This is a genomic window from Paenibacillus sp. FSL L8-0644, assembly GCF_038008165.1.
In the GTDB taxonomy this organism is placed as follows: Bacteria; Bacillota; Bacilli; order Paenibacillales; family Paenibacillaceae; genus Paenibacillus; species Paenibacillus polymyxa_D.
In genome coordinates this window covers 3,178,377-3,204,053 of sequence record NZ_JBBOYN010000001.1, presented here as the reverse complement: position 1 = coordinate 3,204,053, position 25,677 = coordinate 3,178,377, and the positions used below count along the sequence as shown (strand labels likewise).

Genomic DNA, 25,677 nt, shown 5'->3' with positions numbered 1-25,677 from the left:
GGAGGCATGCTTAATTTTATAAACCTCGTATCGACTTGGGCCATTCCGGTTATTCTCGCTTTTATTCCTTTATATGCATATGCTAAAAAGGTCCCTGTCTACGATTCTTTTGTGGATGGAGCCAAAGACGGATTTTCTACCGCCATCAGCATTATTCCTCATCTCGTAGGCATGATGGTGGCGATTAGCATTTTTCGAGCATCCGGCGCCTTGGACTATTTGATCTCTTGGGTTACCCCTTGGATTAAACACTGGGGTGTACCGGGCGAGGTATTGCCTTTAGGCTTGCTTCGTCCATTGACGGGCACTGGTTCACTTGCGTTTACGACGGATCTAATTCGCACCTATGGCCCGGATTCCATGATCGGTCGGATCGCTTCAACGATTCAGGGCAGCACAGACACGACGCTATATGTGCTAACTGTATATTTTGGTGCGGTAGGTATCCGCAATGGACGGTATGCTTTGAAGGTAGGACTATTTTCAGATGTGGTTGGTTTTGTGGCAGCCATTGCGATTTGCCTGCTTGTATTTTAATTTCTGCATCGTTTTTTGAACGGGGGTTGTGATTTTGCTCATGGATGGGTATCATTAGCATGAGGTGAATTAGCGAACATGGAAAGATTGCAGAAAATATTGGCCCAAGCGGGTGTAGCTTCCAGACGTAAATGTGAGGAGCTTATTCAGGCGGGTAGCGTGGAAGTGAACGGGGTTGTCGTAACTGAACTGGGAACGAAGGCAGACCCTGATCAAGATATGATTACGGTAAAGGGACGCCCGATCAAAACCGAGAAAAAAATCTATTTGATGATGAACAAACCTAAAGGGGTCATTACGAGCGCTTCCGATCCGGAAGGCCGTAAAATCGTGTCAGACTATCTGAAAGGCGTTAAGGAACGCGTATATCCGGTGGGACGTCTCGATTACGACACCGAAGGACTGCTGTTGCTCACCAATGATGGCGAGTTCGCCAATCTGCTGACCCATCCCAAGCATCATGTGCCCAAGACATATGTGGCAACAGTCAAAGGCGTTCCACATGGTACTGAGCTGGACAAGCTGAAAAAGGGAATCGTGCTGGAAGATGGCATTACTGCACCAGCCGAGGTAGAATATAAAGATGTAGATCCGAATGGTAAGGAGTCTGTGATCCAGATTACCATTTATGAAGGCAGAAATCGCCAAGTAAGACGGATGTTTGAGGCCATTTCACACCCAGTCATCAGACTCAAGCGGATAGCCTTCGGAGATCTTTTGCTACAAAACTTGAAGCGCGGTCTGACCAGACCCCTAACCAAGGACGAAATCAACCGTCTCATTCAACTTGCCAAATCAGACAACACGAAAAAGAAACGGACAGGACGGGGGTCATAACCCCGGCCTTTTTGGTGTAAAGAGACTGTTGGATGAGAGTAAAGTTTGACCAAGCACGGGAAAATAGTAAAATAGAGAGAATGCTTTTTTTAGCGAAGGGGCTGGGAATATGTCAGAACAAAGCAACCGCATATTAATTGTAGATGATGAAGAACGCATTCGACGCCTTCTGCGGATGTATCTGGAAAAAGAAGGATATGCAATTGACGAAGCTGAGGATGGCGAGATTGCCCTCCAAAAAGCGACTGCAAGCGATTACAGCATTATTTTGCTCGATGTGATGCTTCCGGGGATGGATGGGATTGAGGTGTGTACACGGCTACGTCAGACCAAAGCTACACCTGTGATTATGCTGACTGCCAAAGGCGAGGAAGTGAACCGTGTACAAGGCTTTGAAGTCGGAGCTGATGATTATGTGGTTAAGCCCTTTAGCCCGCGAGAAGTCATTTACCGGGTAAAGGCGATTTTACGCCGTTCGTCGGAAACTGCCTTTTTAACGAAAGAGGCGGTACCAAGCAATAGTATTGTTTTTCCGAATCTTATCATTGAGCATGATGCGCACCGGGTAACTGCGGGTGGGATTGAAATCAGTCTCACGCCTAAAGAGTACGAGCTGTTGCATTATTTGGCGGTGTCACCAGATAAAGTCTTCTCACGCGAAGAACTGCTGAAAGACGTTTGGAATTACGAATTTTTTGGTGATCTGCGCACTGTGGATACGCATGTGAAACGGCTTCGTGAAAAGCTGAATAAGGTATCGCCAGAGGCAGCGGCTATGATTACGACCGTGTGGGGCGTAGGTTATAAGCTGGAGGTTCCAAAATAACGTGAACTTCTGGAGATCGCTGGTAGGCAAGCTGTGGATCACCATCATTTGCCTTGTAGGCTCTGTGCTTATTTTTTTAGGGCTTTTTTTATTGCCGTACATCAACAGAAATTTTGCGGCGTATGAATCGACGGAAATCAAGCATTTGTTCACCTATACATGTATAGTCGGATTTTTATTGACGACCTTTTTTGCCCTATTTCTTTTTACTAAAATCACACAGCCTATGCAGCTGTTGATTCAGGCGGCGAATGCCATTCGTGAGGGAAGGTATGATACTCGGCTTTCGCTGGTGACCAGTGATGAAATTGGAGAACTGGCGAAAACTTTTAATCATATGTCTACGGAACTGGAAGCAACGATCCGCAGTCTGAATGAGGAGAAAAACCATTTATCCAGCGTACTGCGAAGCATGTCTGATGCAGTAATCACCTTCGACAGAAGCGGACAAATCATCTTGACGAATCCGCCGGCACAAAGTTTGCTGAATATCTGGGAAAAGCTGGAGTGGCAGGAACGTGATCTGGAGGAGTTTGGAGCTTCTGTACCTGAGCCTTTGCAGTCTCTGTTCCATACCGTTATGGACAGGGGAGAGGATGTCGGAGACTATATCCATGTCAAGAAGGGCTCCTGGTCGGTGCAGATGGCGCCTCTGTATACGGATAATGCAATCCGCGGTGCAGTAGCTGTGCTTAGAGATATTACGGAAGAAGTGAAGCTAGAGAAGATGCGGAGCGATTTTGTGGCCAACGTATCTCATGAAATCCGTACACCTTTATCTATGATGCAGGGCTACAGTGAGGCGTTGCTGGATGGTATGGCGGGTTCACCAGAAGAATCCGAGGAACTGGTGCAGGTCATCCATGATGAGTCATTACGCATGGGAAGGTTAGTCAAGGATCTGCTTGATCTGGCCCGAATGGAGGCTGGTCATACAGACATGCACCGACAGGAATTGGATGTGAACGAGTTGATCGAGCGTGTTCACCGTAAATTTACGGTACGATCAAAGGAACAGGGACTGACACTCGATTACCATGAGCATGGCCAGCGTTTGTTGCTGCCTGAGGCAGATGAAGACCGGTTGGAACAGGTATTGACCAATTTGCTAGATAATGCATTTAGACACACACCCGGCGGGAAAAAGGTTACTATTGCGGCGGATCGAATTTTGGGAGAACGGCATGAGTTAATCCGTATTCGGATTAAGGATGAAGGTGTAGGCATTGCCAGCGAGGATCTACCTTATATTTTCGACCGCTTTTACAAGGCAGATAAAGCCAGAGTACGTGGTGAGGATAAAGGGACTGGCTTGGGGCTTGCTATTGTCAAGAATATTGTAGAGGCTCACGGAGGCTCTGTCTCTGCTGCCAGCGTATTGGGGGAAGGGACGGAATTTACTATTTTGCTGCCCATTTCCAGCAAAACTAAGCTGGGTCTGTAACAGGCTTATAAGCCCAGGCTGATATACCCCGGTTTGCAGCATCCTCGGAAGAGGGTGCTTTTTGTTGAAAAATCAACATTTATCTTGTTCAACGTGGAACATCCTGTTTCAAAATGATTACTCACATGATAGATAACTCGGTATAAGAAAAAGACGCCTGGGTAGCCAGGCGCCTCTCTTTATTATAAAACCATGGACTTCTCAATATGTCTGGAACTAATTTAGCACTACTTCTTGGGCAGTATTTAGTTCTGGCAAACCAACGAGTTGAATTAGCACGTCTTTTGGCACGGCTTTATCGACGGTCAGAATCATGATGGCTTCACCGCCGACAATTTTACGCCCTACTTGCATGGAAGCGATATTGACGCCGTTTTCTCCAAGCAAGGTGCCGACACGACCGATAATGCCTGGTTTATCATTGTGGGAGATGAGCAGGAAATGAGCTTCCGGTGCCACGTCTACCGGGAACTGGTTCAACCGAACAATACGTTCGCCATAGCCTGCCAGCAGGGTGCCAGATACACGTTGCTCTTCGCCGCTCTGCGTTTTGAGTGTAACGGTAATCAGGTTGGTAAAACCCTTGGTGGCGGGCGCCTGAGATACGACAAGATGGATGTCACGTGTTTTGGCCAGATGTACAGAGTTTACAATGTTCACATCGCTGCCCAGATGACGGCTAAGTACGCCTTTCAAAATATACCGTGTCAGCGGCTGTGTATCCACAGAGGACAAATCGCCAGCGTAATCTACCTGAATTTCACGTACAGCCTGATTCGTGATCTGAGCGGCAAAGCTGCCCAGCTTCTCTCCAAGCGAGAAATATGGCTGCAATTGCGTCATGACGTTGGATGGTACTGGAGGCATGTTGACCGCATTTTTAAAAGGCTCATCACGCAAAATATGCAGCACTTGCTCGGACACGTCGATAGCTACATTCTCCTGAGCTTCGACAGTAGAGGCACCCAGATGTGGTGTAACGATAATTTTCGGGTGGCTCAGGAATGGGTGGTCCTGTGCTGGCGGCTCTGACTCAAATACGTCAAAAGCTGCACCGGCAACGATACCTTCATCAATGGCTTCAACAAGAGCCATTTCATCGATAACTCCGCCCCGGGCACAGTTGATAATGCGCATTCCTTTTTTCATCACTTCAAACTGTGGACGAGCAATCATATGTTTCGTTTCCGGTGTTAATGGTGTGTGTACGGTCATAAAATCTGCGTTGCGGATAATTTCATCCACGCTCGCAAGCTTAATGCCCAGCTTCTCAGCGCGTTCTTCCGTTAGAAATGGATCATAGCCGAGGATACTCATGCCAAATGCTTTGGCACGTTTAGCCACCTCACTGCCGATACGTCCCATGCCGAGGACTCCAAGTGTTTTGTTACGCAGTTCGACACCGAGGAATGTTTTACGATCCCATGTACCGCCAATGGTTTTGGCATATGCCTGTGGAATATGACGTGCTAGAGCCATCATCATCGCAAAAGTGTGCTCACATGTCGTAATCGTGTTGCCGTCAGGAGCGTTAATAACGATAATCCCGCGTTGTGTTGCTGCTTCGAGGTCGATGTTATCCACTCCGACCCCAGCTCGCCCTACAACCTTGAGGTTCTTACCTGCCGTCATGATGCGTTCGGTTACCCGAGTTTGGCTTCGAACGAGTAATGCGTCATAGTCACCAATAATTTGAACCAATTCATCCTCGCTGAGACCTGTGTTCTTGTCCACCGTGACATCGTCTGCATCCATCAGTTGCTGGATGCCCAGGTCACTGATTGGATCGGATACTAACACTTTAAACATTTGGTTTCCTCCTCAAAGTTAACTTCTTTTATGGACAGGATGCACTTCAAACTGAAATACATTCCATAAAGAACATGAAAAAACTTGAAATGCTTCTAAAAGTACAGGAGAGCGGTGTGAAATACTAGTGTGATAACGCATTGACGCAGAAAAGGGATGGAATAGCATTATGCACCAAACTAACGACCAAAAGTCTTATGCGGAGACGCTTTGCGGTTTTCGGGCATCAAAAAAACCCCCGAATCACATACTATCTCCATAGTAAGGGACGAGAGTTATCGTGGTACCACCCTAATTCGCAGCCATTTCGCAATGGACTGCCTTCAGCGGTCATAAAATGACCGAAAGGATAACGGTTTTCTGCCGATTGCATCTAATGCCGGGAAATATTCCCCAGACCTCGGTGCAATAACTCAGGAGCGCTGAAAGTAGTTACTTCGTCACCGGCTTCCACCCAAGCACCGGTTCTCTGAGGACGAAATCAATACCTTTTCTCCATCATTGTTGTTGTCGCTAATAATTTTTTCATAATGTATCATGGCTTACATGGGCATGTCAATAGGACATGCGACATGTGAGGATAGCAGGCTAGATATATAGCTACAGAATGCGGAAAATTAAGATTTAAGTCTTCTTGAATCCGCCCGACTTTTTGGCTATGATGCTAAAGAAGACTATGCAGAGGACTAACTAACTATGAAAAAGCTTAAAGTGAAATGGAAAAGAGCGCAAATTCATGAATTGAACGACCGCTTGCTGCTTTACAATTTGTATCTAACTCAGGGGCTGACCCTGCTGATTGGCGCAATCTGGATATTTTTTCAGAAAAGAAATTTGTTAGAACTATTTGCATTGCCGAACACTCTGCACGTCTTATGGTGGGGATTGGGATTGGCCGCCGCTATGTTACTTGTGGATCTGTTGCTATCCCGGATTATGCCTGAGGATGCTATGGATGACGGTGGTATTAACCAAATGCTATTTCAAAATCGTCCGGTTTGGCATATTATTTGTATAGCAGCTATCGTTTCTATCTGTGAGGAACTCTTGTTCAGAGGTGCGATTCAGTACAGCTTTGGTCCTTATTGGACAAGCATTTTATTTGCGGTGATTCATATCCGATATTTACGGCATTGGATTCCCACTGGCTGGGTTTTTCTTAGCAGTTATGGATTGGGCTACATATATGTGCAGACCGGTAGTCTGTGGGCACCGATCATTTGTCATTTTGTGATTGACCTTATATCTGGTTTAGCGTTACGTTTTCGGAGGTATGAAGAATGAATCAGGAACTTAGCAGAGTGCAGACCTATGGTAGCCGTCGAAATGGTCGCAAAGGCAAGGAAGAGGACAGGTCAAAATCTAAACCAGTTCGCTCCCGTGCTTCACGGCCCGTGCCAGAATTGGCTCACGTTGCCGCTGCACCAGAAGTTGCTGTGACGATGGAGGGTGACACTCCTGCCAGTGAGTACCGAACGCGGGCAGAAATGTTTCCGTCCCGCCGTATTCGGGTAAGCAAGTGGTTTTTAAATTTTTTGAGCACTCTTTTTGTGCTGATTACTGCAGCATTACTGTGGTGGGGCGTCAAGGGTGCACCACCCATCAGTGAAATGCTTTGGTAATATAAAGTTATTATGGACGTCTGTGCTTAGGTCAAGGCGCGTAATGATACGGCGAAAAGGCCTCCATCTCCACATGAATAACGGAGAATGGAGGCCTTTATTGCATCATCTATAGTTAATCCGGAGTATACGCAAGTGTCTACTAGCTAGCAGGAACCTCAATCCCTTGCGGATCGACAAATTGGTAACCCTTTTGCTCAAGGCGCGTCAATAGACTGTCCAGCGCCTCAGCTGTCCATGGCAGTTCGTGCATCAAGATATTGCTGCCTGGATGAAGTTGTTCTGTTACATTTTTGAGAAGTGCCTCCGTTTTATTAGGCTGATTCTTTTTCATTGTCCAGTCCAGAGAACCGACGGACCATGTCATGTATAGGAGACCGTTTTCCTTAGCGACCTTGCGACCTACGTCCCCGCCTGCACCATGAGGGGGGCGGAAGAAGACGGGGGCTTGGCCTGTAATGTCCTTAACAGCTTTTTGTACCGTTTCAATCTGTTTTTTGACCTCGGGCTCAGATTTGTTTTTCAGCACGATGTGATCCCAGCTATGGTTGCCGATGGGCTGTCCACGGTCATGGATAAGCTTAAGCAACTCAGGATGCTTTTTTACACGGTAACCGTTTACGAAGAAAATTGCTTTCGCTTTGTGTTTGTCCAGTACATCTATGATTTTGTTAATCATGGCTGCTTCCTTAGGACCATCATCAAAGGTCAATAACACGACTTTTTTTTCGGTACCTTGTTGGTCAGGGATTACATTGTAAGCTTTGTCCAAGTGATACATTTTGTTATTGGTAGTTGCAGATGTCGCAGCTCCTGTTTCGTTGCTTTCGCTGGTTTTATCATTTTGTGCATTGGTTTTATCCGCTGAGTTGTGATCATCACTGCCTGCTTGCTTACTGCTGCTTTTTGGGGAAGAGACGTTGCTCTGATCTTTGGCGCTGTTACTTGAGTCAGAGGCTACCGAATCCTGCTGGTTGCTTGTTGCCGCAGATTCAGGCTTGGTTGCAGTGCAAGCACTAAGCAGCAGACATGCGGTGAACAAAATGGCTGCTGTTTTTGTACCCATTATTTCATCTCACCTTCCTGTATTTTATACCGTATGAGTTTGTCACTACTGACGAACACTATGCTTGATTCTACCACAAAGGGAGGTTCTAATTGTGAAAACATCTTCATTTTTCCTGGGAATCGTTTTGGGCGCTGTCGCAAGCTCTATGATCTCCCGTAACCGCAACATGTTGGGCTTATCTATGGACATAGGTGGAAAAAAAGGCGGCAATTTAGTGCAGCAAGCCCGTACTAAAATGATGGACGCGGCATTCCCCGGGATGGGCGAGATTACGCTCAATAAAGAAGACACCCATAAGGATCAAGACCATCATTCACAAACAGATAAAACCGCTTATAACGCCCATACTGCCAAGAACAAAGAAGAGAATATGAAGTTGATTAAAGACTTCATCAGCACAAGTCCCGATGTTAAACGTGAGGTCGAGCAAATTTTGAAAGAAACTCATACAGCCGTACCGGGATTGTAACCCAGAAACCTTTATTCCGAATCATTTTGCGGCTTTTTTGTAAAAGCCGTTCAAATGATTCTTTTTTTTATCTTTTTATTGCGTGCATTTACGATTATAAAATGATAACATGATTACATAGAACCATTTTCATCACAGGCATCATAATTGCATCATAAATCTGTTAATAACACTCGGCTGCCAGGAGGAGGGTCCAGTATGAAAATAGAAAGATTAAGTCAGGACAAGATACGGATTTTCCTTACCTTTGACGATTTGAGCGAACGCGGTATTCAAAAAGACGATATGTGGCAAGAAATTCCTAGAGTTCATGAGCTGTTTACCGAAATGATGGATCAGGCATACAGTGAGCTGGGCTTCGACGCCACGGGACCGTTAGCTGTCGAAGTCTTTGCGCTTCCTGCTCAAGGAATGGTTGTTATCGTCACTCGGGGTAAATACGACCATCAACAGTATGGTTCGGGTCCCGATGAGGAGCTTCCAGAGGAAGTCTACGAAATGGAAGTCACGTTGGAGCATAGTGATTCCATCGTTTATGCGTTTAGCGATTTCGAAGTACTCATAGAAGCGGCTCATATGCTTCGTAGCAACACTACGGAAGCAGGTAAGCTGTATCATTATAGAGGAAAATGGATTCTGCATTTGGAACCAGAAGAAGTAGAGGAGTCCAAGCTTGCCGCTTTAATCGCGGTTCTTGCTGAATTTGGAGAAGGCTCATCCGTTACACCAGCTATGTTGGAAGAGTACGGCAAACTGGTCATTCCTGAACAGGCAGTTGCTGTCATCTGCACTCATTTTGACAGCCGTTCTTGATTTATTTTATCAAAAGTGATATCGAAGTAAATTTGTCGGCTCTGCGCTGAAAGCAGAGCCGACTCATTTTTATGGAGGGATGATCGGTGCTTCTGTTTTCAGTTTTAGCGGCAGCCACAGCGCCGGGTCTCGCCTTATTGATGTATTTTTACTTGAAGGACAGGTATGATTCGGAGCCACTGCACATGGTTATTAAAGTGTTTTTGCTCGGCTTTTTGGTGGTTCTTCCTGTCATGATTTTTCAACGCGGGCTGCTGCTTTGGCTAGGGGATCACACGTTAATCCAGGCGTTCGGCATTTCAGCCGGAGTGGAAGAGTTTTTTAAATGGTTTCTGTTGTATCACATCATCTATAATCATACCGAGTTCGACGAGCCTTATGATGGTATTTTGTATGCGACCGCAGTCTCACTCGGATTTGCAACGGTTGAAAATCTGTTATATGCCTGGGCGGGCCATGCTTCGGTTAGCATGATGCTGATGAGATCATTGCTACCGGTATCCGGTCATGCGATGTTTGGCGTAATGATGGGCTACTACATGGGGAAGGCCAAGTTTTCAGAAGGCTTGAGGAGCAAATACATGTTGCTGCTGTCATTGGTGCTTCCATGGTTCTGGCACGGAGTATACGATTTGATTTTAACGAAATTTTCGCATGACTGGATCTGGTTTATCATTCCACTTATGGCCTTTCTATGGTATGGAGGAATGGCGAAGATCAGTCGGGCTAATAACCGTTCTCCTTTTCGTTTGTTAAAACGGGAAGAAAAGGTTAACATGTAACAAAATGGGACACACTGATCTGACAAACCTGTTAGAGAAAGAGGTGTCTTTTTTGCGTATAAAAGTTAGAATTCATTGTAAAAGATGCGGAGAACGCTTTGTGCTGAGAGGACGCATAGAGCAAGGACAGATTCAGACCGGCTTTAAACGCTGTATTTGCGATAACTGTGAGTTTATTGTTGAAGTCATGGAAAACCATGCATAAGAGAGCTTTCTTCTTGTCACACTATCGGTAGTGTACTTGAAGAAAGGAGACTCCCAATATGTATAAGCGACTTAGTTCCGTATTGTTCCCGGTGGTTACCCTGATGATGATAGGAGCATTTGTGTGGGGTTATCAGCAAAGCCAGATGAGAAAAGAGGTGTCTCTTCAGGCAAATAGCATGTCGATAAAAGCGGAAAATCAATACCAGCGTGCGTTTCACGATTTGTCGTTTCATATGGATCAGCTGCATTCTCAACTCGGTAACGCGGTTGCTGTCCATAATACTTCACACGCGATGCACCGCAAATGTTTGATGAACGTGTGGAGGATTACAAGTGAGGCTCAAAATGAGGTTAATCAGTTGCCCCTCAATGTAATGCCTTTTAATCATGCTAAAGATTTGCTGTCACATCTATCTGCATTTTCGTATCAGACCGCTGTCCGTGATCTGGATCACGAGCCTTTAAACGAGAAAGAAATTTCGAACCTGAAAACGTTGTATAACAATTCCAAAGAAATTTCGAAAAACATGCAGGAAGTGCAGCAGAAAGTCATTAGCAAAAATTTGCGCTGGACGGATGTGGATATGGCGGCAGGTTCTCAAACTGGGCCGAAGGACAACACCATTATTGATGGCTTTAAAACCGTGGACAAAAAGGTGGAAAACTATAAAGAGCTGGATTGGGGACCGTCTGTAGCCAGCATCTATGATAAACGCTCTGTGAAAAAATTGAGTCTCCCGCCAGTAAATGCAGAACAAATTAAACAAAATGCTGCTGAATTTACAGGAAAACCGGAAAGTCAGATCAGGGTGAACGAAAACGGTAAAGGAACGGAATGGGCATCTTATACAGCTACCCTGCTAAATAAGAAGCAGCCTGTGGCCAGTATGGATTTTACGAAAAAAGGCGGCAAGCTTATTTCTTATCATGACATGAGGGCAGTAGGTCCTAAAAAAGCAACACGTAATGAAGCGATTCGCTATGCTAGTGAATACCTTGAACAAAAAGGTTACAAAGACATGAAGCCCGTTGCGTATGATGAAAGCGGGAATTTAGCTAACATTACATTTGTGAGCCAACAAGGGGATGTGATTATCTATCCAGAAAAAATCGCAGTCAGATCAGGCCTTGATAACGGACAAGTGATCGGTTTTCAAGCCAGTGATTATGTGTATGAGCATAGTCATCTCCGCCGCATACCGCAAGCGAAATTGAATTTGAATGCAGCACGAGCAAAATTGAATCCTGAGTTTCGTGAAACTTACCACCGTAAAGCCTTAATTGAAAATGAACTTTCGAATGAAGTTCTCTGTTATGAATTTGGTGGTAAAATCAATGGTTCCGTTTACCGGATATACATTAACGCCAATACGGGGATGGAAGAAACGATTGAAGAGGTTAAAGATTCAGATGAACCTCAGGTTACTGCAAGTAATGCCTAGTTGATTACATGAAAATGAATCAATAGTCACTTTAAACCTCCTTCATGAAGGAGGTTTTTTGTGCTTTAGTCATAGATCAAACAAATATTATGCTTAATATAGGCACAAAGTCGTGGTATTATATACCTTAATTAGAGCTTTTAATGGACAAGGATGGTGGATCATTTGTTTCCCAAAATTAATGATGTGTTATACATACAAGTGGCAGGTACTGACCATAAGGACGAGATTTTTGAATTTAAGTCTCGTATTGCAGAAGAGGAGTCACAGAACTTTTTAATTGAAATTCCTATGTCACAAACAAGTGGGCATTTGAAAAAATTGTTTCTAGGGGAAGAACTGTCTATATTTTTTATGAGCGAGGGTGGGATTAAAAATTATTTTAATACCCACGTTACGGGTTTTAAAGAGGATATCCTCCGGATGATTCGTATCCACAAACCTGCTCCAGACAGCATCAGCAAAATTCAGCGTCGAAACTTTCTTCGGGTTAAGGCCAACTTGGAAATCGCTGTAAAGCATGGTGCGAACGAGTCCAGATTTGTAGCAGAGACACATGATGTAGGAGGCGGGGGTGTTTCTTTTCACACCCAGGGAACTCATCATCTTGAAGAAGGAGAATCATTGTCTTGCTGGATTTTAGTTCCATATAAAAACGGTACTCAGGAGCATGTTCCGTTCCAATCTGAAATTGTGCGCATTCAGCAGATGGAAAACGGTCGCAAACTCATTATGCTGAAATATGAGGAAATCGCTGATCAGGAGCGCCAAAAACTGATTAAATATTGCTTTGAAAGACAGCTGGAATTCCGGGGGAAATCTTAATCATCCGAAATTTTTCTTTTTTAGTAAACCTGTCGCTTATTTTGCATCGCCTATAAATGTGTGGTATAATTTTCACGTCGCAGGCAATGCCTGCTTTTTTCTTGAGGTTAGGTTAGGAGGAATTCCCTGTTGGCAAGGCAACATGTATCTTCAATTAACAAAATAAATGTAGCCATTGATGGACCTGCTGGTGCAGGGAAAAGTACAGTGGCCCGCTTGGTGGCGAAAGCACTTTCTTATGTATATGTAGATACTGGAGCCATGTACCGAGCAGCAACGTGGTACATGATGCGTAAGGAAATTCCTGCAGAAAATGTACAAAAAGTGCTTCAACATGTACCTGAGCTGGTGATTGAATTAGTACCGGACCCCACAGGCCAAAAGGTTTATTGTAACGGGGAAGATGTAACCACTGTGATCCGTTCGATGGAAGTGACTAGCAACGTGTCACAGTATTCAAGTATTGCCGGTTTACGCACTCGTTTGACTGAAAACCAGCGTGAGATGGCTGCACGCAAGGGTGTCGTTATGGATGGTCGCGATATTGGAACAACTGTACTTCCCGATGCGGAAGTCAAGGTGTTCATGACCGCAAGTGTTCAGGAACGTGCCTCCCGCCGTTTTAAAGAGCTGAGCGAAACTGATGATATCACTCTGGAGCAACTGGAACGTGACATTGCTGCACGTGACAAGCTTGACGAGGAGAGGGAGGTATCTCCGCTTCGTTGCAGTGAGGACGCCATCGTGCTCGATACGACCCAAATGGGCATTCAGGATGTCGTTGATACGATCGTATCTTATTGCTTAACGGAGAAGGATGGAGAGATCAGCCAATGATATATACTGTATGCGCCAGTATTTTGCGTCTCATTTACCGCGTTCTGTTTAGACTTGAGGCGGTAGGCAGGGAAAATGTTCCTGCTGAGGGTGGAGTGCTGTTGTGTTCTAATCATATTAGTAATCTTGACCCTCCTACAGTTGGTATTTTGCTGAAGCGAAAGGTTCACTTTATGGCAAAAGCCGAGCTGTTTAATGTTCCTGTACTGGGTCCACTAATTGGGAAACTGGGAGCTTTTCCAGTCAAACGTGGCGGTGTAAGTAAGGAATCCATTAAGTTGGCATTGAACATTTTGCGTGATGGTAAGGTTATGGGAATCTTTCCCGAAGGTTCTAGAGGAGCTGGAGGAATCGGTAAAAAGGGTGCTGCAAGCTTTGCGCTACGCAGTGGAGCGGCTGCCGTTCCGGTCGCCATTATTGGTGATTACAAGCTTTTCCGTAAAACGAAAGTGTTATACGGTAAACCTGTCAATTTGGACGCTTACCAAAAGGGTGCCGATATCGAAGGAGATCCACTTGAACTGGCAACAGAAGCAATTATGTCTCGTATTCGCACGATGAAGGAAACGGGTAAGCCTACGAATAACTGAAAGGCTTGTATGAATTGTGTCTAAGCTCGGAAAACTAGAACAAAAGTTTATTTATGTTTTGAACTCTGCCATGCGCAGGTTTAAATAAATGGTTTTTTTTGAATTGAGGAGGGTATTGACATGTCGGAAGAAATTAAAAATCAAGAAGCTGCTGAAGCGGCAAATCAAGACGAGCTCGATCAAATCGTCTCCCTGAAAAAAGGTGACACCGTTAAGGGTACAATCGTGAAATTGGAAGATAACCAAGCGGTAGTAAGCATTGGATATAAATACGATGGAATTATTCCAATTCGCGAGTTGTCTTCTGGTCTGGATAACGCAGAAGAAGCAGTACAAGTAGGCCAAGAGGTTGAAGCTAGAATTATCAGCATTGACGATGGCAAAGAAAAACTTGTTCTGTCCAAACGTGCAATCGACAGTGAAAATGCTTGGGAAAAGTTGGAGCAACTGTTCGAAAGCAAAGAAGTATTTGAAGTCGTTGTAAATGATGTCGTTAAAGGCGGCATCGTGGTAGACGTGGGTCTGCGCGGATTTATCCCTGCATCCATGGTAGAACGTCACTTCGTAGAAGATTTCAGTGATTACAAAGGCCGCACATTGCGTGTTGTTGTAAAAGAACTGGATCGTGAAAATAACAAAGTGATCCTTTCTCAAAAAGACGTTCTGGAAGCAGAATTCGAAGCCAACAAGCTTAAAGTAATGGCTGAGCTGAAAGAAGGCCAAGAAATCGTAGGTACGGTTCAACGTCTTACTCAGTTCGGTGCTTTCGTAGATGTTGGCGGCGTGGATGGTCTTGTTCACGTATCTGAAATTGCTTGGACTCATGTCGATAAGCCTTCTGATGCAGTTTCTGAAGGAGACCAAGTGAAAGTAAAAGTCTTGAAAGTAGATCCTGAAAAAGGAAAAATCAGTCTGAGCATGAAAGCTGCACAGCCTGGTCCTTGGGAATCGGCTGCTGGACAATTCAACAACAATGACATCGTAACAGGTGTTGTAAAACGTCTGGTTAATTTCGGGGCATTCGTTGAAATCGCTCCTGGCGTGGAAGGTTTGGTTCATATTTCCCAAATTTCCCACAAACACATTGGAACTCCACAAGAAGTTCTGGAAGAAGGGCAAGAAGTGAAAGTTAAAATTCTTGAAATGAATCCTTCCGAAAAACGTGTTAGCCTGAGCATTAAAGAAACTGAGGAAGCTCCTGAAGCTGCTCCTAAAGCAGAAAGAGCACCACGTGCATCTCGTGCACCTCGTGAGGAACTGAATAATCCTAACGTTTCCCTCAATAATTCCGGTCTGAGCATCACGCTCGGCGAGCGTTTTGGCGATAAGCTGAACAAATTTAAATGAGTTTAAATCAATACATTTTATAATATGCATAACGTACACCATCGGCGGACCCAGAGGGTTCGCCGATTGTTGTTACGTGACCATATCGCCAATAGGTATGTTTTTTGCTATGATGATAGCGGAAGAATTGACAGGAGGAGTGAATTTATGGCAAGACCCGTTGTGGCTATCGTTGGTCGTCCGAATGTGGGCAAGTCCACTATTTTTAATCGGATAATCGGGGATCGTTTGTCCATCGTGGAAGATAAACCCGGAATCACTCGTGACCGTATATACGGTATATCGGAGTGGAATGGTAAATCCTTCAGTATTATTGACACCGGCGGCATTGAGATTGATGGTGAGGATGTCATTTTAAAATCCATCCGTATGCAGGCCGAACTTGCAATAGAAGAAGCAGATGTAATTGTATTTATGAGTGATGCGAAAGCAGGAATTACACAGTCAGATGAAGAGGTTGCTCAAATGCTATATCGTTCGGGTAAACCGATCATCGTAGCTGTCAACAAGGTGGACAACCTCAGTCGCGCCGATCTGATTTATGAGTTTTATTCTTATGGATTTGGTGATCCAATCGCTGTTTCTGGTAGCCATGGTACAGGGATAGGCGATCTGCTAGATGCCATTACATCCAATTTGCCTGAGCTGGAAGAAGATCACTATGATGAAGACGTTATTCGTGTTGCCTTGATCGGCCGCCCGAATGTAGGTAAGTCTTCACTGGTTAACGCCATTCTGGGAGAAGAGCGGGTTATCGTTAGTGACATTGCAGGTACGACACGTGATGCAATTGATACACCTTTTGAAAAAGACGGTCAAAAGTATGTACTGATTGATACGGCAGGTATGCGTAAACGTGGCAAGGTATATGAAACGACCGAAAAATATAGTGTAATGCGTGCCATGCGTGCTATTGAGCGTGCAGATGTTGTATTGGTCGTTATTAACGGCGAGGAAGGCATCATTGAACAGGATAAGCACATTGCTGGCTATGCTTATGAAGCGGGTAAAGCATCGCTGTTTGTCGTTAACAAATGGGATGTCGTGGACAAGGACGACAAAACGATGCATCAGTTTGAAACGAAAATTCGCGATCACTTTTTGTTTATGACATATGCTCCGATTGTGTTCTTGTCTGCAAAAACGAAGCAACGCCTGCAAAAGCTGCTTCCTGTTGTACAGCATGTGGCACAGCAGCATGTGTTGCGTATTCAGACACATTTACTGAATGATGTAATTTCCGATGCGGTTGCCATCAATCCTCCACCAACAGACAAGGGACGTCGTCTGCGCATTAACTATGTGACCCAGGTTGCTGTTAAGCCGCCTACGATGGTTGTATTCGTAAACGATCCAGAAATAATGCACTTCTCGTATGAGCGTTATCTGGAGAACAAAATCCGCGCCGCCTTCAATTTTGAAGGAACTCCAATTCGAATCTTTACACGGCGCAAGTCTGACGAAAGTTAGGAGCGAATAGGTTGATTTTACAAATCGTTGCCATCGTACTCAGTTACTTGCTTGGCTCTGTCAGCTTTAGTTTGCTGTATGGAAAATTAAAAGGAATCGACATTCGCCAACATGGGAGCGGCAATGCCGGTGCGACGAATACGCTGCGTGTGCTTGGAAAAGGCCCAGCTATTCTGGTACTGCTGCTGGACGTACTTAAAGGGGTTATTGCGGTACTAATAGGGCACTGGTTAGGTGGGGAATCATCCTGGGTACCGGGTTTGTGCGGCATTGCGGCGATTGCGGGCCATAACTGGCCGGTATATTTTCACTTTCGTGGAGGAAAAGGTATTGCGACTGCTATTGGTGTATTGGCATCGCTTGCCTTACTGCCCGCACTATATGCCGGAATCATTGCGATACTTGCAATTGTAATGACTCGTTACGTATCCCTTGGATCACTCATATTTGTCATTTTGACCCCTTGGATATTACTCGTGCTTGGTTTTGCATGGCCGTTATTCTGGACGGCTCTAATCATTTGTCTGTTCGCTGTGTGGAGACACCGTACCAACATAGTCAAGTTGGTACGGGGGAATGAGAATAAGCTTGGCTCCAAAGGAGGAGATCGTCTTGTCTGAGAAAATAGCTGTGCTGGTCGCGGGGAGTTGGGGAACAGCCCTGGCTTCCGTTCTTGCGGCCAATAACAACGATGTCTCTGTCTGGACGAGAAACGAGCAGCAAGCAGCTGAAATCAATGAGAAGCATACAAATGAGCATTATTTACCGGGCTCTATTTTGTCTGATCGCATTTCAGCTACAACTGATATGCAGACTGCGGTATCTGGTGCTAAAGCAGTGATAATCGTATCTCCTTCTGCTGCTGCTCGTCAGGTAGCACGTAGTCTGAAAGCTCATTTTAGCAAGGATATGCTGGTAGTGCATGCCATTAAAGGTTTTGAAACAGAAACGCTTAAACGTATGTCCACGGTGATCTCGGAAGAACTGGAAGTCGCGGAGGGCGATATTGCCGTGCTGTCTGGTCCGAGTCATGCGGAAGAAGTGGTGAGGAAATGTCCTACAACGGTCGTTGTAGCTTCCTCCAATGAGCAGGCTGCACAGGCTGCTCAGGGGCTGTTCATGAACTCCTATTTCCGTGTCTATACAAACCGCGATTTGCTCGGTGTGGAACTGTCCGGGGCGCTAAAAAACATTATCGCATTGGGTGCGGGAATGTCAGATGGGCTTGGTTTCGGTGATAATGCCAAAGCAGCTTTATTGACCCGTGGGTTGGCTGAAATTACCCGTGCCGGAGTTGAGATGGGGGCTAATCCATTAACCTTTGCCGGCCTAGCTGGTATTGGCGATCTAGTGGTCACGGCAACGAGCCGTCACAGTCGCAACTGGCGTGCAGGGTCACTATTAGGACAGGGCCAACAGCTTGATGATGTGCTGGAATCTATGGGCATGGTCGTAGAGGGGATTCGAACGACAAAAGCGGCATACGCCATCTCTCAAAAATTAGGTGTTCAGATGCCTATTACAGAGGTACTGTATGGAGTACTGTTTGAAGGACGTGACGTCCGTAAGGCCGTTGAGGCGCTGATGGGTCGCGACCCTAAGACCGAGATGGAAGTCATGCCACTTCAGACTTGGGAGCAATGGCATTCTTAAAGGCTCAGATGAGCTTTAATAATATAAAGGCTGTCTCATGGTAGATTTTTTCTATAATGAGATAGCCTTTTTTAGTTAGGCGTTTGGCATGTCTTATGTACGCTTAATCACCTTTTGTCTCCGCCACTCATAGACTGAGTTGAGCAATGGCGGAGGAGGGGAGATTATGAATAAAAACTTTCCGAAAGATGCATTGAAGGCCATTAACAAAAAAGGCGGCAAAAACATATCCGAAAATGCAGTGAAAAAGCTGGCAGGCACGGTAAAGGCGGACACGCTTCAAAGCGAAGCGCAACTGCGTCAGCTTATCAAGCAAGTGTCTGCGATGGCCAACATTCCGGTGTCGGAAGATACAGTAAGGGATATTGTTGGTGCCGTCAAAAAGAGCGGAATGAATCCTTCCAATATGGAAGCGTTGATGAAAATGATGATGAAAAAATAGACCGCTGGCCGCACGCCAGTTAGTATTATTCACCGTGGACCGGGAAGGTTCGCGGTTTTTTTATATTTTGGAGTGGGTAACCGCTTTTACAGTACACAAAATATCGAACTGCCCTGTCGAACATGTTATAATGATGCCCATCAGGAAACGGAAGGAAAGACAGCAAAGGAGGAAACAATGTTGAAGGAGGCAATATCATCGGTGTTAGTAGACAGGCTTCCTCACAATCTGGCAGTTGCGCTGAGTAGCTTGGCTGAGAACTGGTCAACAGTGTCGGTTCCGTGGATGCTAGGCGGGAGTTGTTCACTACTTGTACATGAAGTTGAACTGGATCGCCTGCCTCGGGACATTGATATTTATGCGGATATTCATGCAGCAAAGCAACTTCATGCGCACCCCCTAGGTATAAGTATAGATCGACAGCAGGTTGATCGTAGCGGCTCTTACGTTTCATTGCTGAGCCACTATGATCTGGAGGGATTTCCAGTCGAGTTGGTGGGGGGATTTGAAGTATTATGTGACGGAGCGTTATACCGCTTAGAGATCGAGCGACTACTTTGGTCGGCTGGTGTTCAGCTTGAGCTGGGGAGTGCTTCACTGCGTCTGATGCCGCTCAGTCATGAACTTTTATTCAATATATTGCGAAATCGACCCGACCGATATAAAGCGATTGCAGAAGTCATGAAGCGCGACCCGCGACGTCATATCATTGTACTGAAGCAGCTACTAGTCAGTAATATTTGGAATGAGGAGCAATTGGACAAGCTTGTAGAACTTCTGCCTTGGCCAGAGTTGCACTCCGTCATCCAGATGGGCAATGAAGTATAAGTTGTGTGTGTTAGGAGAAAGACAACTGGAGGACCATTCATGAATGTGCAGATTACGTTTAGGCCGTCAGGTAGGCGCGTACAGGTCGGTCAGGGTACGTCATTGCTTCAGGCTGCTCGTAAAGCGGGTGTATATATCCCCACTCGTTGTGACGGAAAAGCAGCCTGTCTGATGTGTAAGGTACAAATATCACCGGAATGGGCTGAATTCGCAGACCAACCCAGCGATGCAGAGCAGCGTAAGCTGGGGCCTTTACTGGATGAAGGAATGCGCTTATCCTGCCAGGCACGTGTCCAAGGCGATATGGAGGTAACCATACCGGAGGATAGGCTCAAGGCGGCTATCAGACGGCAACTGGAGCGTCAGGCGCTGGATGATGAACTGTGGTAATGCCGATTATATCAGGAGAATAGAAAAAGGATGTTTCCGACGACTCTAAACGGTCAGGAGAAACATCCTTTTTTTATTTAATCTAGCGACGAAGTCATGGGAGAGTCTTGCCCCGCATATATTAGGTGAGTGGAACCAAACGTAAAATATCGTTTCTGCAATGATCGCTCTGTCGTAATCTATTTTTCAAAAAACTAAACATATTTTACGGAGGGGATACATATGATGGTATCAGTCCAAATGCATGTACGAGTTTACGCCGTTTCGCCGATTCCATCAGTCTCCTGAATCTCGGCGGCGGACGACTTCCGGGCATTTTAAAGGCTGTTCTGCCGCATCTGGGATCAAGCAGTTGGTTGAACACGAAGCGGATGCTCTTTAAGCATTTTTCCTTCGGAGACTTTTGAGGAGGGGATTTCATTGGAGAAAGTGGACATTTTTAAAGACATTGCCGAACGTACCGGAGGAGACATTTATCTTGGGGTCGTCGGCGCAGTCCGAACAGGAAAATCAACGTTTATCAAGCGGTTTATGGAGACGATTGTTCTGCCAAACATTACAAGTGAGGCGGACCGTGCCCGCGCCGTAGACGAGTTGCCGCAAAGTGCGGCAGGCAAGACGATCATGACGACGGAGCCTAAATTCGTACCGAATAATGCCGTCCAGATCAAAGTAACGGAAGGACTGGATGTGAATGTACGTCTGGTTGACTGTGTAGGATATGCAGTAGAAGGAGCAAAAGGGTACGAGGATGAAAATGGTCCGAGGATGATCTCCACACCATGGTTCGAAGAACCCATTCCTTTTCAGGAAGCGGCAGAAATTGGTACACGCAAGGTTATTCAAGAGCATTCGACGCTTGGTGTAGTAGTCACTACAGACGGCACGATTGCGGAAATCCCGCGCAGCTCTTATGTAGAGTCGGAGGAACGCGTCATTGAGGAGTTGAAGGAAGTTGGCAAGCCATTTGTTTTGGTTATCAACTCCACACATCCGCGCAGTGATGAAACACTCCAGCTTCGTAGTGAGCTGGCTGCCAAGTACGATATACCAGTCATGACACTCAGCGCGGCGACGATGACGGAAGATGATGTTACAGGCGTACTTCGTGAAGTATTGTATGAATTTCCGGTGCATGAGGTGAATGTAAACCTGCCGAGCTGGGTCATGGTACTGAACGAAGAGCACTGGCTGCGTAGCAATTATGAAAATTCCGTTCGCGATACGGTTAAAGATATTCGACGCCTGCGTGATGTAGATCGAGTGGTTGGCCAGTTTATGGAATATGAATTCATCGACAGGGCCGGATTGAGCGGGATGAATATGGGGCAGGGCGTAGCTGAAATTGATCTGTATGCTCCCGATGAGCTTTATGACCAGATTTTGGTCGAAGTCGTCGGGGTAGAGATTCGTGGCAAGGATCATTTGCTGCAAATGATGCAGGATTTTGCCCATGCCAAACGAGAGTACGACCGCTTCGCCGAGGCGCTGGAAATGGTCAAGACAACGGGATATGGCATTGCCGCGCCGTCGTTATCTGAGATGGCACTAGACGATCCGCAGTTGATTCGTCAGGGTACAAGGTTTGGTGTGCGGCTCAAGGCGACAGCACCTTCTATACACATGATTCGTGTCGATGTGGAATCGGAATTTGCTCCGATTATCGGAACAGAGAAGCAAAGTGAAGAGCTTATGCGCTATCTGATGCAAGATTTTGAGAATGACCCAATCAAAATTTGGGAGTCAGACATTTTCGGACGTTCGCTGCATTCCATTGTACGGGAAGGCATTCAGGGTAAAATCGCCATGATGCCGGACAATGCACGCTATAAGCTGCAGGAAACGCTGGGTCGTATCATTAATGAAGGCTCCGGCGGTCTCATTGCTATTATTCTTTAAGGGTAAGCCACACCTAAAAAATGTATAAGAGAAATACCGTGGAGAGCAATTTGCTCTCTACGGTTCGCAAAAACAAAATATTAGACTGACCTCCAAAACCAGACAGGGGTAGCCATGGACGAGAAAATAAAGTCCTGGATTACCTCTTTTTTTATTGAGCTTTTGTTACTCGTAAAGTGCTGTAGGCGAATTTTTCCTATTCATTAAAAGCGTAGTTCTGATATTCGGCTGGACAACCCCAATATTGAAATACTATGCGTGCAGGATCGTCAATCGGTAAGTATACTTCAATTCCAGGATACATGTGGCTACTTACAGAAAGATGAATTTGCTTGTAGCGAATAGGGACTAAATCGTCCGCGGTTCCCATTCTGGCCAAAATAATTTTGGGTTGCTCAATTTCACTTGCTGAGTCCTTTGGCTGCATATTCCAATATTTATTAAGATCATCGTATTTTTGAAATCTGTCTATTAACTTCGTATACCAATGGTCGTATCGGGACAACATGTTATATCTTTTGAAAGCTTGTATCCCAAAAATAGCATGAGACTCCCACTGTTCGAACGACTCAGCATCGAAGGTAGAACGGGGACGAATGGAAAAATCGGAGTTAAAATGAAAATCTACTTTATTCAGTTTGCCATTCATAAAAGAATCGGAAGGAATATCAAATAAATGGCGAAACGGTTCATTTAACCCTTTGATATCTAAGGTATGAGTAACAATCATCGCCGGAAATGGCAAATTACTCATGATTTGCTGTGTTTGCTCCAGCGCCAGCTCTAGAGAACGTCCTTCGAGTTCGTAATGGATCGGAAGATATTCAGCGGCGAGGAGAAGGTCATTGCGCTCATGTGAAGTACACTCCAGATACTCAGCAATATGGATTATCGTTTGCCGGTCCGGTATTCGACGAGACCGTCCAACCAATAGATTTTTATACGTAGGACATGCCTCATCATTAAGCTCCTGCTGAGTAAATCGTTTTAATAACGGGTGTGATAGCTCAGTATATTCCCGTTGACGCTTCATGCGAACAGCTTCAATCTCTCCCAAAACGTTTTTTAATGTTTTATATCGGAAGTCCTTGTGCATGGTCATCCTTTTTCAATCCTTTTCATAATGAGGTGTAGTTCTACACTTGGTGCAGATAGTTCCCTACAGTATACTACATTGTGAAAAAGGGGAGCTATTTACAAGGGTTTCTCAATGAGAATGATGGGGGAGATCATATGGTTCGTGCAATTGTAACAGATCCGTTTGCTTCAGGATATTTCGCAATAAAGGAAGTTTCCGTCCCGCAGGCCCAGCCTTGGGAAGCGATCGTTCAAGTACAGGCCTTCTCTCTGAATCGGGGTGAAGTTGTAGATGCAAGAAATCATGGAAGACAGAGCAGACCAGGATGGGATTTTGCCGGGATTGTCATCGAGCAAGCCAAAGATGGCACGGGCCCGAAACAAGGAAGCCGTGTCGTAGGACTTCTCCCGATGGGAGCATGGGCCGAACAAATTGCCGCTCCTACTTCATTAGTGGCTGAATTTCCTGATGATATTACCTTCGCCCAGGCTGCTACTTTACCAGTAGCCGGTCTGTCAGCGCTCTATACACTTCGAAAAGGAGGAATGCTGCTCGGTAAGCGAATATTGATATCTGGATCGACTGGCGGAGTTGGGACTTTTGCACATCAGCTAGCGGCGCAATCAGGAGCTTTTACAGTAGGTGTAGCCAGAACAGAGGAAAAAGCTCTACTTGTTCAAGAGGCTGGTGCTAATGAGGTTATCGTTGGCGATCCGGCGATTTCCTCGCTGGATACATTCGGACCTTATCATCTCATTGTGGATTCAGTAGGTGGGGATACGCTAGCTGCATTACTACCTCAGCTTATGCCAGAGGGGATATGTGTGTCCATGGGACATTCGTCCTCACCTTACGCAACGATTAATATTAGGGGCTTAGGTGGTAGAACTTTGTATTGCTTCTTTCTAGGTGAGGAAATAAATCGTTATTCCCCAGCGGGAGATCTAAAATTACTAGGTGAGCTTGTATCAAAAGGCCAGTTAGTACCAAAAATCGAAGTGGAGGCATCGTGGAAGGAAATTGGAGCTGTAGCCCAACAACTGATAGATCGGAAATTTTCCGGTAAAGCAGTGCTCCAAATAAGTTAGATGTGAGCGTTCTCCTATTTAAAATAAACAGACAGATTGTATCTTCGACCCAGGCTCCGCCTTGATTTCAAATTTAAGCAGCAACCGTTTTCCGGTATTCAATCGGGGACGGTTGATTTTTGTATTCTGGCCTATAAAACAGAAATTTTTCTATATTTCATAAAACATACTTGGTTTAAAGCGATATATTAAGTATCAAATTTGAATCATTTTGTGGTTGAACGAGGGGGAAATGAAATTATGGATATCCAAAAAGAGTTCCAAAGACACAAAAAGCTAGGACTGGGAGGTATCATGCTACTGGTGCTGGTTTTGCTGGTCACTGCATGTGGCGTGCCGAAAACAGAGAGCGGCACTCAAGGGACAAGCACTGCGGAATCGAATACAACAAACGAAAAAACGGACAACTTAAATCTAAAGGGTAAACGGGTTGCGTTGATCATGGAGTTTAACACGGGCACATTTTCGCAACAGTATGTTCAAGGTGTGGAAGAGGAAGTTAAAAAATTTGGCGGTACGCTGACTAAGTTTGTGGCAGATAACGATAAGGCTAAAATGGCTTCTCTGCTTGATAGTGCGATTAACCAGCAGTTTGATGTCATTTTGACTGATCACGGTGATGCATTACTGGAAACAGGGCTAAAAAAAGCAGTTTCCCGCAATATTCCAGTTATCGTGTTCGATGCTGCCGTCAATGTTCCGGGTGCGGTAGTGCTCTCACAGGATGACCAAAGCATGGCTGAGCTAACGCTGGAGCAAATGAAGAAGGATATCGGTGGCAAAGGCAACATTGTGAAAGTATGGGTTGCCGGATTTGCGCCGATGGAACGTCGTCAGGTTGCTTATGGTGCATTTTTGAAATCCAATCCGGATATTAAAGAAATTGCGACTTTTGGTTCGGCTCAGAATCCTGCGTTGGATACGCAAGCCAAAATGGAAGCTGTATTAAAGCAATATCCTAAGGGCGAAATTACAGCCGTCTGGGCGGCATGGGATGAATTTGCCAAAGGCGCAGCCCGTGCCATCCAACAAGCGGGACGTACGGAAATTAAAGTCTACGGCATTGACATGAGCGACGAGGACTTGCAAATGATCCAAGACCCGAAAAACCCTTGGGTGGCCTCGGCAGCCGTAGATCCAACAGATATCGGGCGCGTACAAGTGCGCTATGCATATCAGAAGCTGCATGGGGATAATCCGGAGGAGAAAGTCGTACTGAAGGCTGTATATGTGCAACGCGAAGCGTTGCCGGATAAGCAAATTTCCACATCCGAGCTGTCCCAATATGTGAAGGGCTGGGGCCAAAGCGAACAGGGCTATAAGGATTGGATGAAGGAATATGAAACGTCCAAATAAAATGTTTGCATAACTCA

Annotated in this window: 27 protein-coding genes and 1 other annotated feature; of the genes, 24 read left to right on the top strand and 3 right to left on the bottom strand. The window is 45.5% G+C overall.

Translation table 11 applies throughout. The features are described from left to right. Window positions 1-6 precede the first annotated feature (6 nt). The 4 genes from NSS94_RS14455 (at window position 7) to NSS94_RS14440 (ending at window position 3,644) form a co-directional block, all read left to right on the top strand. On the top strand, window positions 7-537 hold the full coding sequence (locus NSS94_RS14455) for a spore maturation protein (RefSeq protein ID WP_013310760.1): 531 nt from the start codon (window positions 7-9) through the stop codon (window positions 535-537). A 78-nt stretch (window positions 538-615) separates the two neighbouring features. Further along, window positions 616-1,374 (top strand): pseudouridine synthase, encoded by a 759-nt coding sequence (locus NSS94_RS14450; RefSeq protein WP_023989197.1) that lies wholly within the window; start codon window positions 616-618, stop codon window positions 1,372-1,374. 109 nt (window positions 1,375-1,483) lie between these two features. Next, a complete protein-coding gene (locus tag NSS94_RS14445) occupies window positions 1,484-2,200 on the top strand; it encodes a response regulator transcription factor (protein ID WP_029517311.1) in 717 nt (238 codons plus the stop codon). 1 nt (window position 2,201) lies between these two features. Next, window positions 2,202-3,644: an ATP-binding protein gene (locus tag NSS94_RS14440; RefSeq protein ID WP_069012706.1), complete on the top strand. Its 1,443-nt coding sequence runs from the start codon at window positions 2,202-2,204 to the stop codon at window positions 3,642-3,644. A gap of 216 nt (window positions 3,645-3,860) precedes the next feature. On the opposite strand, the gene serA is transcribed toward NSS94_RS14440, so the two are convergent. Next, complete coding sequence (serA, locus tag NSS94_RS14435; RefSeq protein ID WP_039271025.1) at window positions 3,861-5,453, bottom strand: phosphoglycerate dehydrogenase; 1,593 nt, start codon at window positions 5,451-5,453, stop codon at window positions 3,861-3,863. A gap of 261 nt (window positions 5,454-5,714) precedes the next feature. Then, window positions 5,715-5,964: a binding site (T-box leader), on the bottom strand. Between the two features lie 185 nt (window positions 5,965-6,149). On the opposite strand from serA, the gene NSS94_RS14430 reads away from it, so the two are divergent. Together NSS94_RS14430 and NSS94_RS14425 are read left to right on the top strand one after the other, a co-directional pair. Next, window positions 6,150-6,737, top strand: coding sequence for a type II CAAX endopeptidase family protein (locus tag NSS94_RS14430; protein ID WP_069012705.1), 588 nt, complete (start codon window positions 6,150-6,152; stop codon window positions 6,735-6,737). Beyond that, entirely contained in the window at window positions 6,734-7,075 is a 342-nt protein-coding gene (locus tag NSS94_RS14425; protein ID WP_029517314.1) for a hypothetical protein, read from the top strand. The genes NSS94_RS14430 and NSS94_RS14425 overlap by 4 nt, the downstream gene beginning before the upstream one ends. A gap of 142 nt (window positions 7,076-7,217) precedes the next feature. Here the strand turns inward: NSS94_RS14425 and NSS94_RS14420 are convergent, their stop codons facing one another. After that, on the bottom strand, window positions 7,218-8,141 hold the full coding sequence (locus NSS94_RS14420; protein ID WP_069012704.1) for a polysaccharide deacetylase family protein: 924 nt from the start codon (window positions 8,139-8,141) through the stop codon (window positions 7,218-7,220). 94 nt (window positions 8,142-8,235) lie between these two features. On the opposite strand from NSS94_RS14420, the gene NSS94_RS14415 reads away from it, so the two are divergent. The 16 genes from NSS94_RS14415 to spoIVA all read left to right on the top strand — a co-directional run bounded on the left by NSS94_RS14415 (window position 8,236) and on the right by spoIVA (window position 22,138). Next, a complete protein-coding gene (locus NSS94_RS14415) occupies window positions 8,236-8,613 on the top strand; it encodes a hypothetical protein (RefSeq protein ID WP_029517316.1) in 378 nt (125 codons plus the stop codon). Window positions 8,614-8,811: 198 nt separating this feature from the next. Then, window positions 8,812-9,426, top strand: a complete 615-nt coding sequence (locus NSS94_RS14410) for a genetic competence negative regulator (protein WP_013310751.1) — start codon at window positions 8,812-8,814, stop codon at window positions 9,424-9,426. A gap of 86 nt (window positions 9,427-9,512) precedes the next feature. Further along, on the top strand, window positions 9,513-10,208 hold the full coding sequence (prsW, locus tag NSS94_RS14405) for a glutamic-type intramembrane protease PrsW (RefSeq protein ID WP_341039530.1): 696 nt from the start codon (window positions 9,513-9,515) through the stop codon (window positions 10,206-10,208). A 263-nt stretch (window positions 10,209-10,471) separates the two neighbouring features. Continuing rightward, on the top strand, window positions 10,472-11,857 hold the full coding sequence (ypeB, locus tag NSS94_RS14400; RefSeq protein ID WP_340885743.1) for a germination protein YpeB: 1,386 nt from the start codon (window positions 10,472-10,474) through the stop codon (window positions 11,855-11,857). A 165-nt stretch (window positions 11,858-12,022) separates the two neighbouring features. Next, entirely contained in the window at window positions 12,023-12,682 is a 660-nt protein-coding gene (locus tag NSS94_RS14395) for a flagellar brake protein (RefSeq protein WP_322251810.1), read from the top strand. A 129-nt stretch (window positions 12,683-12,811) separates the two neighbouring features. Further along, window positions 12,812-13,519 carry a (d)CMP kinase gene (gene cmk, locus NSS94_RS14390; protein ID WP_322251811.1) on the top strand — a complete coding sequence of 236 codons (708 nt, stop codon included), beginning with the start codon at window positions 12,812-12,814 and terminating at the stop codon, window positions 13,517-13,519. Then, window positions 13,516-14,109 carry a lysophospholipid acyltransferase family protein gene (locus NSS94_RS14385; protein ID WP_013310746.1) on the top strand — a complete coding sequence of 198 codons (594 nt, stop codon included), beginning with the start codon at window positions 13,516-13,518 and terminating at the stop codon, window positions 14,107-14,109. Before cmk ends, NSS94_RS14385 begins: the two co-directional genes overlap by 4 nt. 120 nt (window positions 14,110-14,229) lie before the next feature. Continuing rightward, window positions 14,230-15,456 carry a 30S ribosomal protein S1 gene (rpsA, locus tag NSS94_RS14380; protein WP_029517322.1) on the top strand — a complete coding sequence of 409 codons (1,227 nt, stop codon included), beginning with the start codon at window positions 14,230-14,232 and terminating at the stop codon, window positions 15,454-15,456. Window positions 15,457-15,603: 147 nt separating this feature from the next. Next, on the top strand, window positions 15,604-16,926 hold the full coding sequence (gene der / locus NSS94_RS14375; RefSeq protein ID WP_013310744.1) for a ribosome biogenesis GTPase Der: 1,323 nt from the start codon (window positions 15,604-15,606) through the stop codon (window positions 16,924-16,926). An 11-nt stretch (window positions 16,927-16,937) separates the two neighbouring features. Then, the gene (gene plsY, locus NSS94_RS14370) at window positions 16,938-17,546 is read left to right on the top strand and encodes a glycerol-3-phosphate 1-O-acyltransferase PlsY (RefSeq protein ID WP_029517323.1); all 609 of its coding nucleotides are present in this window, start codon (window positions 16,938-16,940) and stop codon (window positions 17,544-17,546) included. After that, window positions 17,539-18,579 (top strand): NAD(P)H-dependent glycerol-3-phosphate dehydrogenase, encoded by a 1,041-nt coding sequence (locus NSS94_RS14365; RefSeq protein ID WP_029517324.1) that lies wholly within the window; start codon window positions 17,539-17,541, stop codon window positions 18,577-18,579. The genes plsY and NSS94_RS14365 overlap by 8 nt, the downstream gene beginning before the upstream one ends. Window positions 18,580-18,745: 166 nt before the next feature. Further along, entirely contained in the window at window positions 18,746-19,021 is a 276-nt protein-coding gene (locus NSS94_RS14360) for a stage VI sporulation protein F (protein WP_013310741.1), read from the top strand. Window positions 19,022-19,198: 177 nt separating this feature from the next. Then, window positions 19,199-19,849 (top strand): hypothetical protein, encoded by a 651-nt coding sequence (locus NSS94_RS14355; protein ID WP_023989184.1) that lies wholly within the window; start codon window positions 19,199-19,201, stop codon window positions 19,847-19,849. Between the two features lie 39 nt (window positions 19,850-19,888). After that, complete coding sequence (locus NSS94_RS14350) at window positions 19,889-20,239, top strand: 2Fe-2S iron-sulfur cluster-binding protein (protein ID WP_069012701.1); 351 nt, start codon at window positions 19,889-19,891, stop codon at window positions 20,237-20,239. Window positions 20,240-20,483: 244 nt separating this feature from the next. Next, a complete protein-coding gene (locus NSS94_RS14345; RefSeq protein WP_013371690.1) occupies window positions 20,484-20,621 on the top strand; it encodes a hypothetical protein in 138 nt (45 codons plus the stop codon). A 38-nt stretch (window positions 20,622-20,659) separates the two neighbouring features. Further along, complete coding sequence (gene spoIVA, locus NSS94_RS14340) at window positions 20,660-22,138, top strand: stage IV sporulation protein A (RefSeq protein ID WP_023989182.1); 1,479 nt, start codon at window positions 20,660-20,662, stop codon at window positions 22,136-22,138. 196 nt (window positions 22,139-22,334) lie between these two features. On the opposite strand, the gene NSS94_RS14335 is transcribed toward spoIVA, so the two are convergent. Next, a complete protein-coding gene (locus tag NSS94_RS14335) occupies window positions 22,335-23,240 on the bottom strand; it encodes an MmyB family transcriptional regulator (protein WP_069012700.1) in 906 nt (301 codons plus the stop codon). Between the two features lie 131 nt (window positions 23,241-23,371). Here NSS94_RS14335 and NSS94_RS14330 point away from each other — a divergent pair, with 131 nt between their 5' ends. Both NSS94_RS14330 and NSS94_RS14325 read left to right on the top strand, forming a co-directional pair. Beyond that, window positions 23,372-24,304, top strand: a complete 933-nt coding sequence (locus NSS94_RS14330) for a zinc-binding dehydrogenase (RefSeq protein WP_069012699.1) — start codon at window positions 23,372-23,374, stop codon at window positions 24,302-24,304. 240 nt (window positions 24,305-24,544) lie between these two features. Beyond that, window positions 24,545-25,660: a sugar ABC transporter substrate-binding protein gene (locus NSS94_RS14325; protein ID WP_340885733.1), complete on the top strand. Its 1,116-nt coding sequence runs from the start codon at window positions 24,545-24,547 to the stop codon at window positions 25,658-25,660. Window positions 25,661-25,677 lie beyond the last annotated feature (17 nt).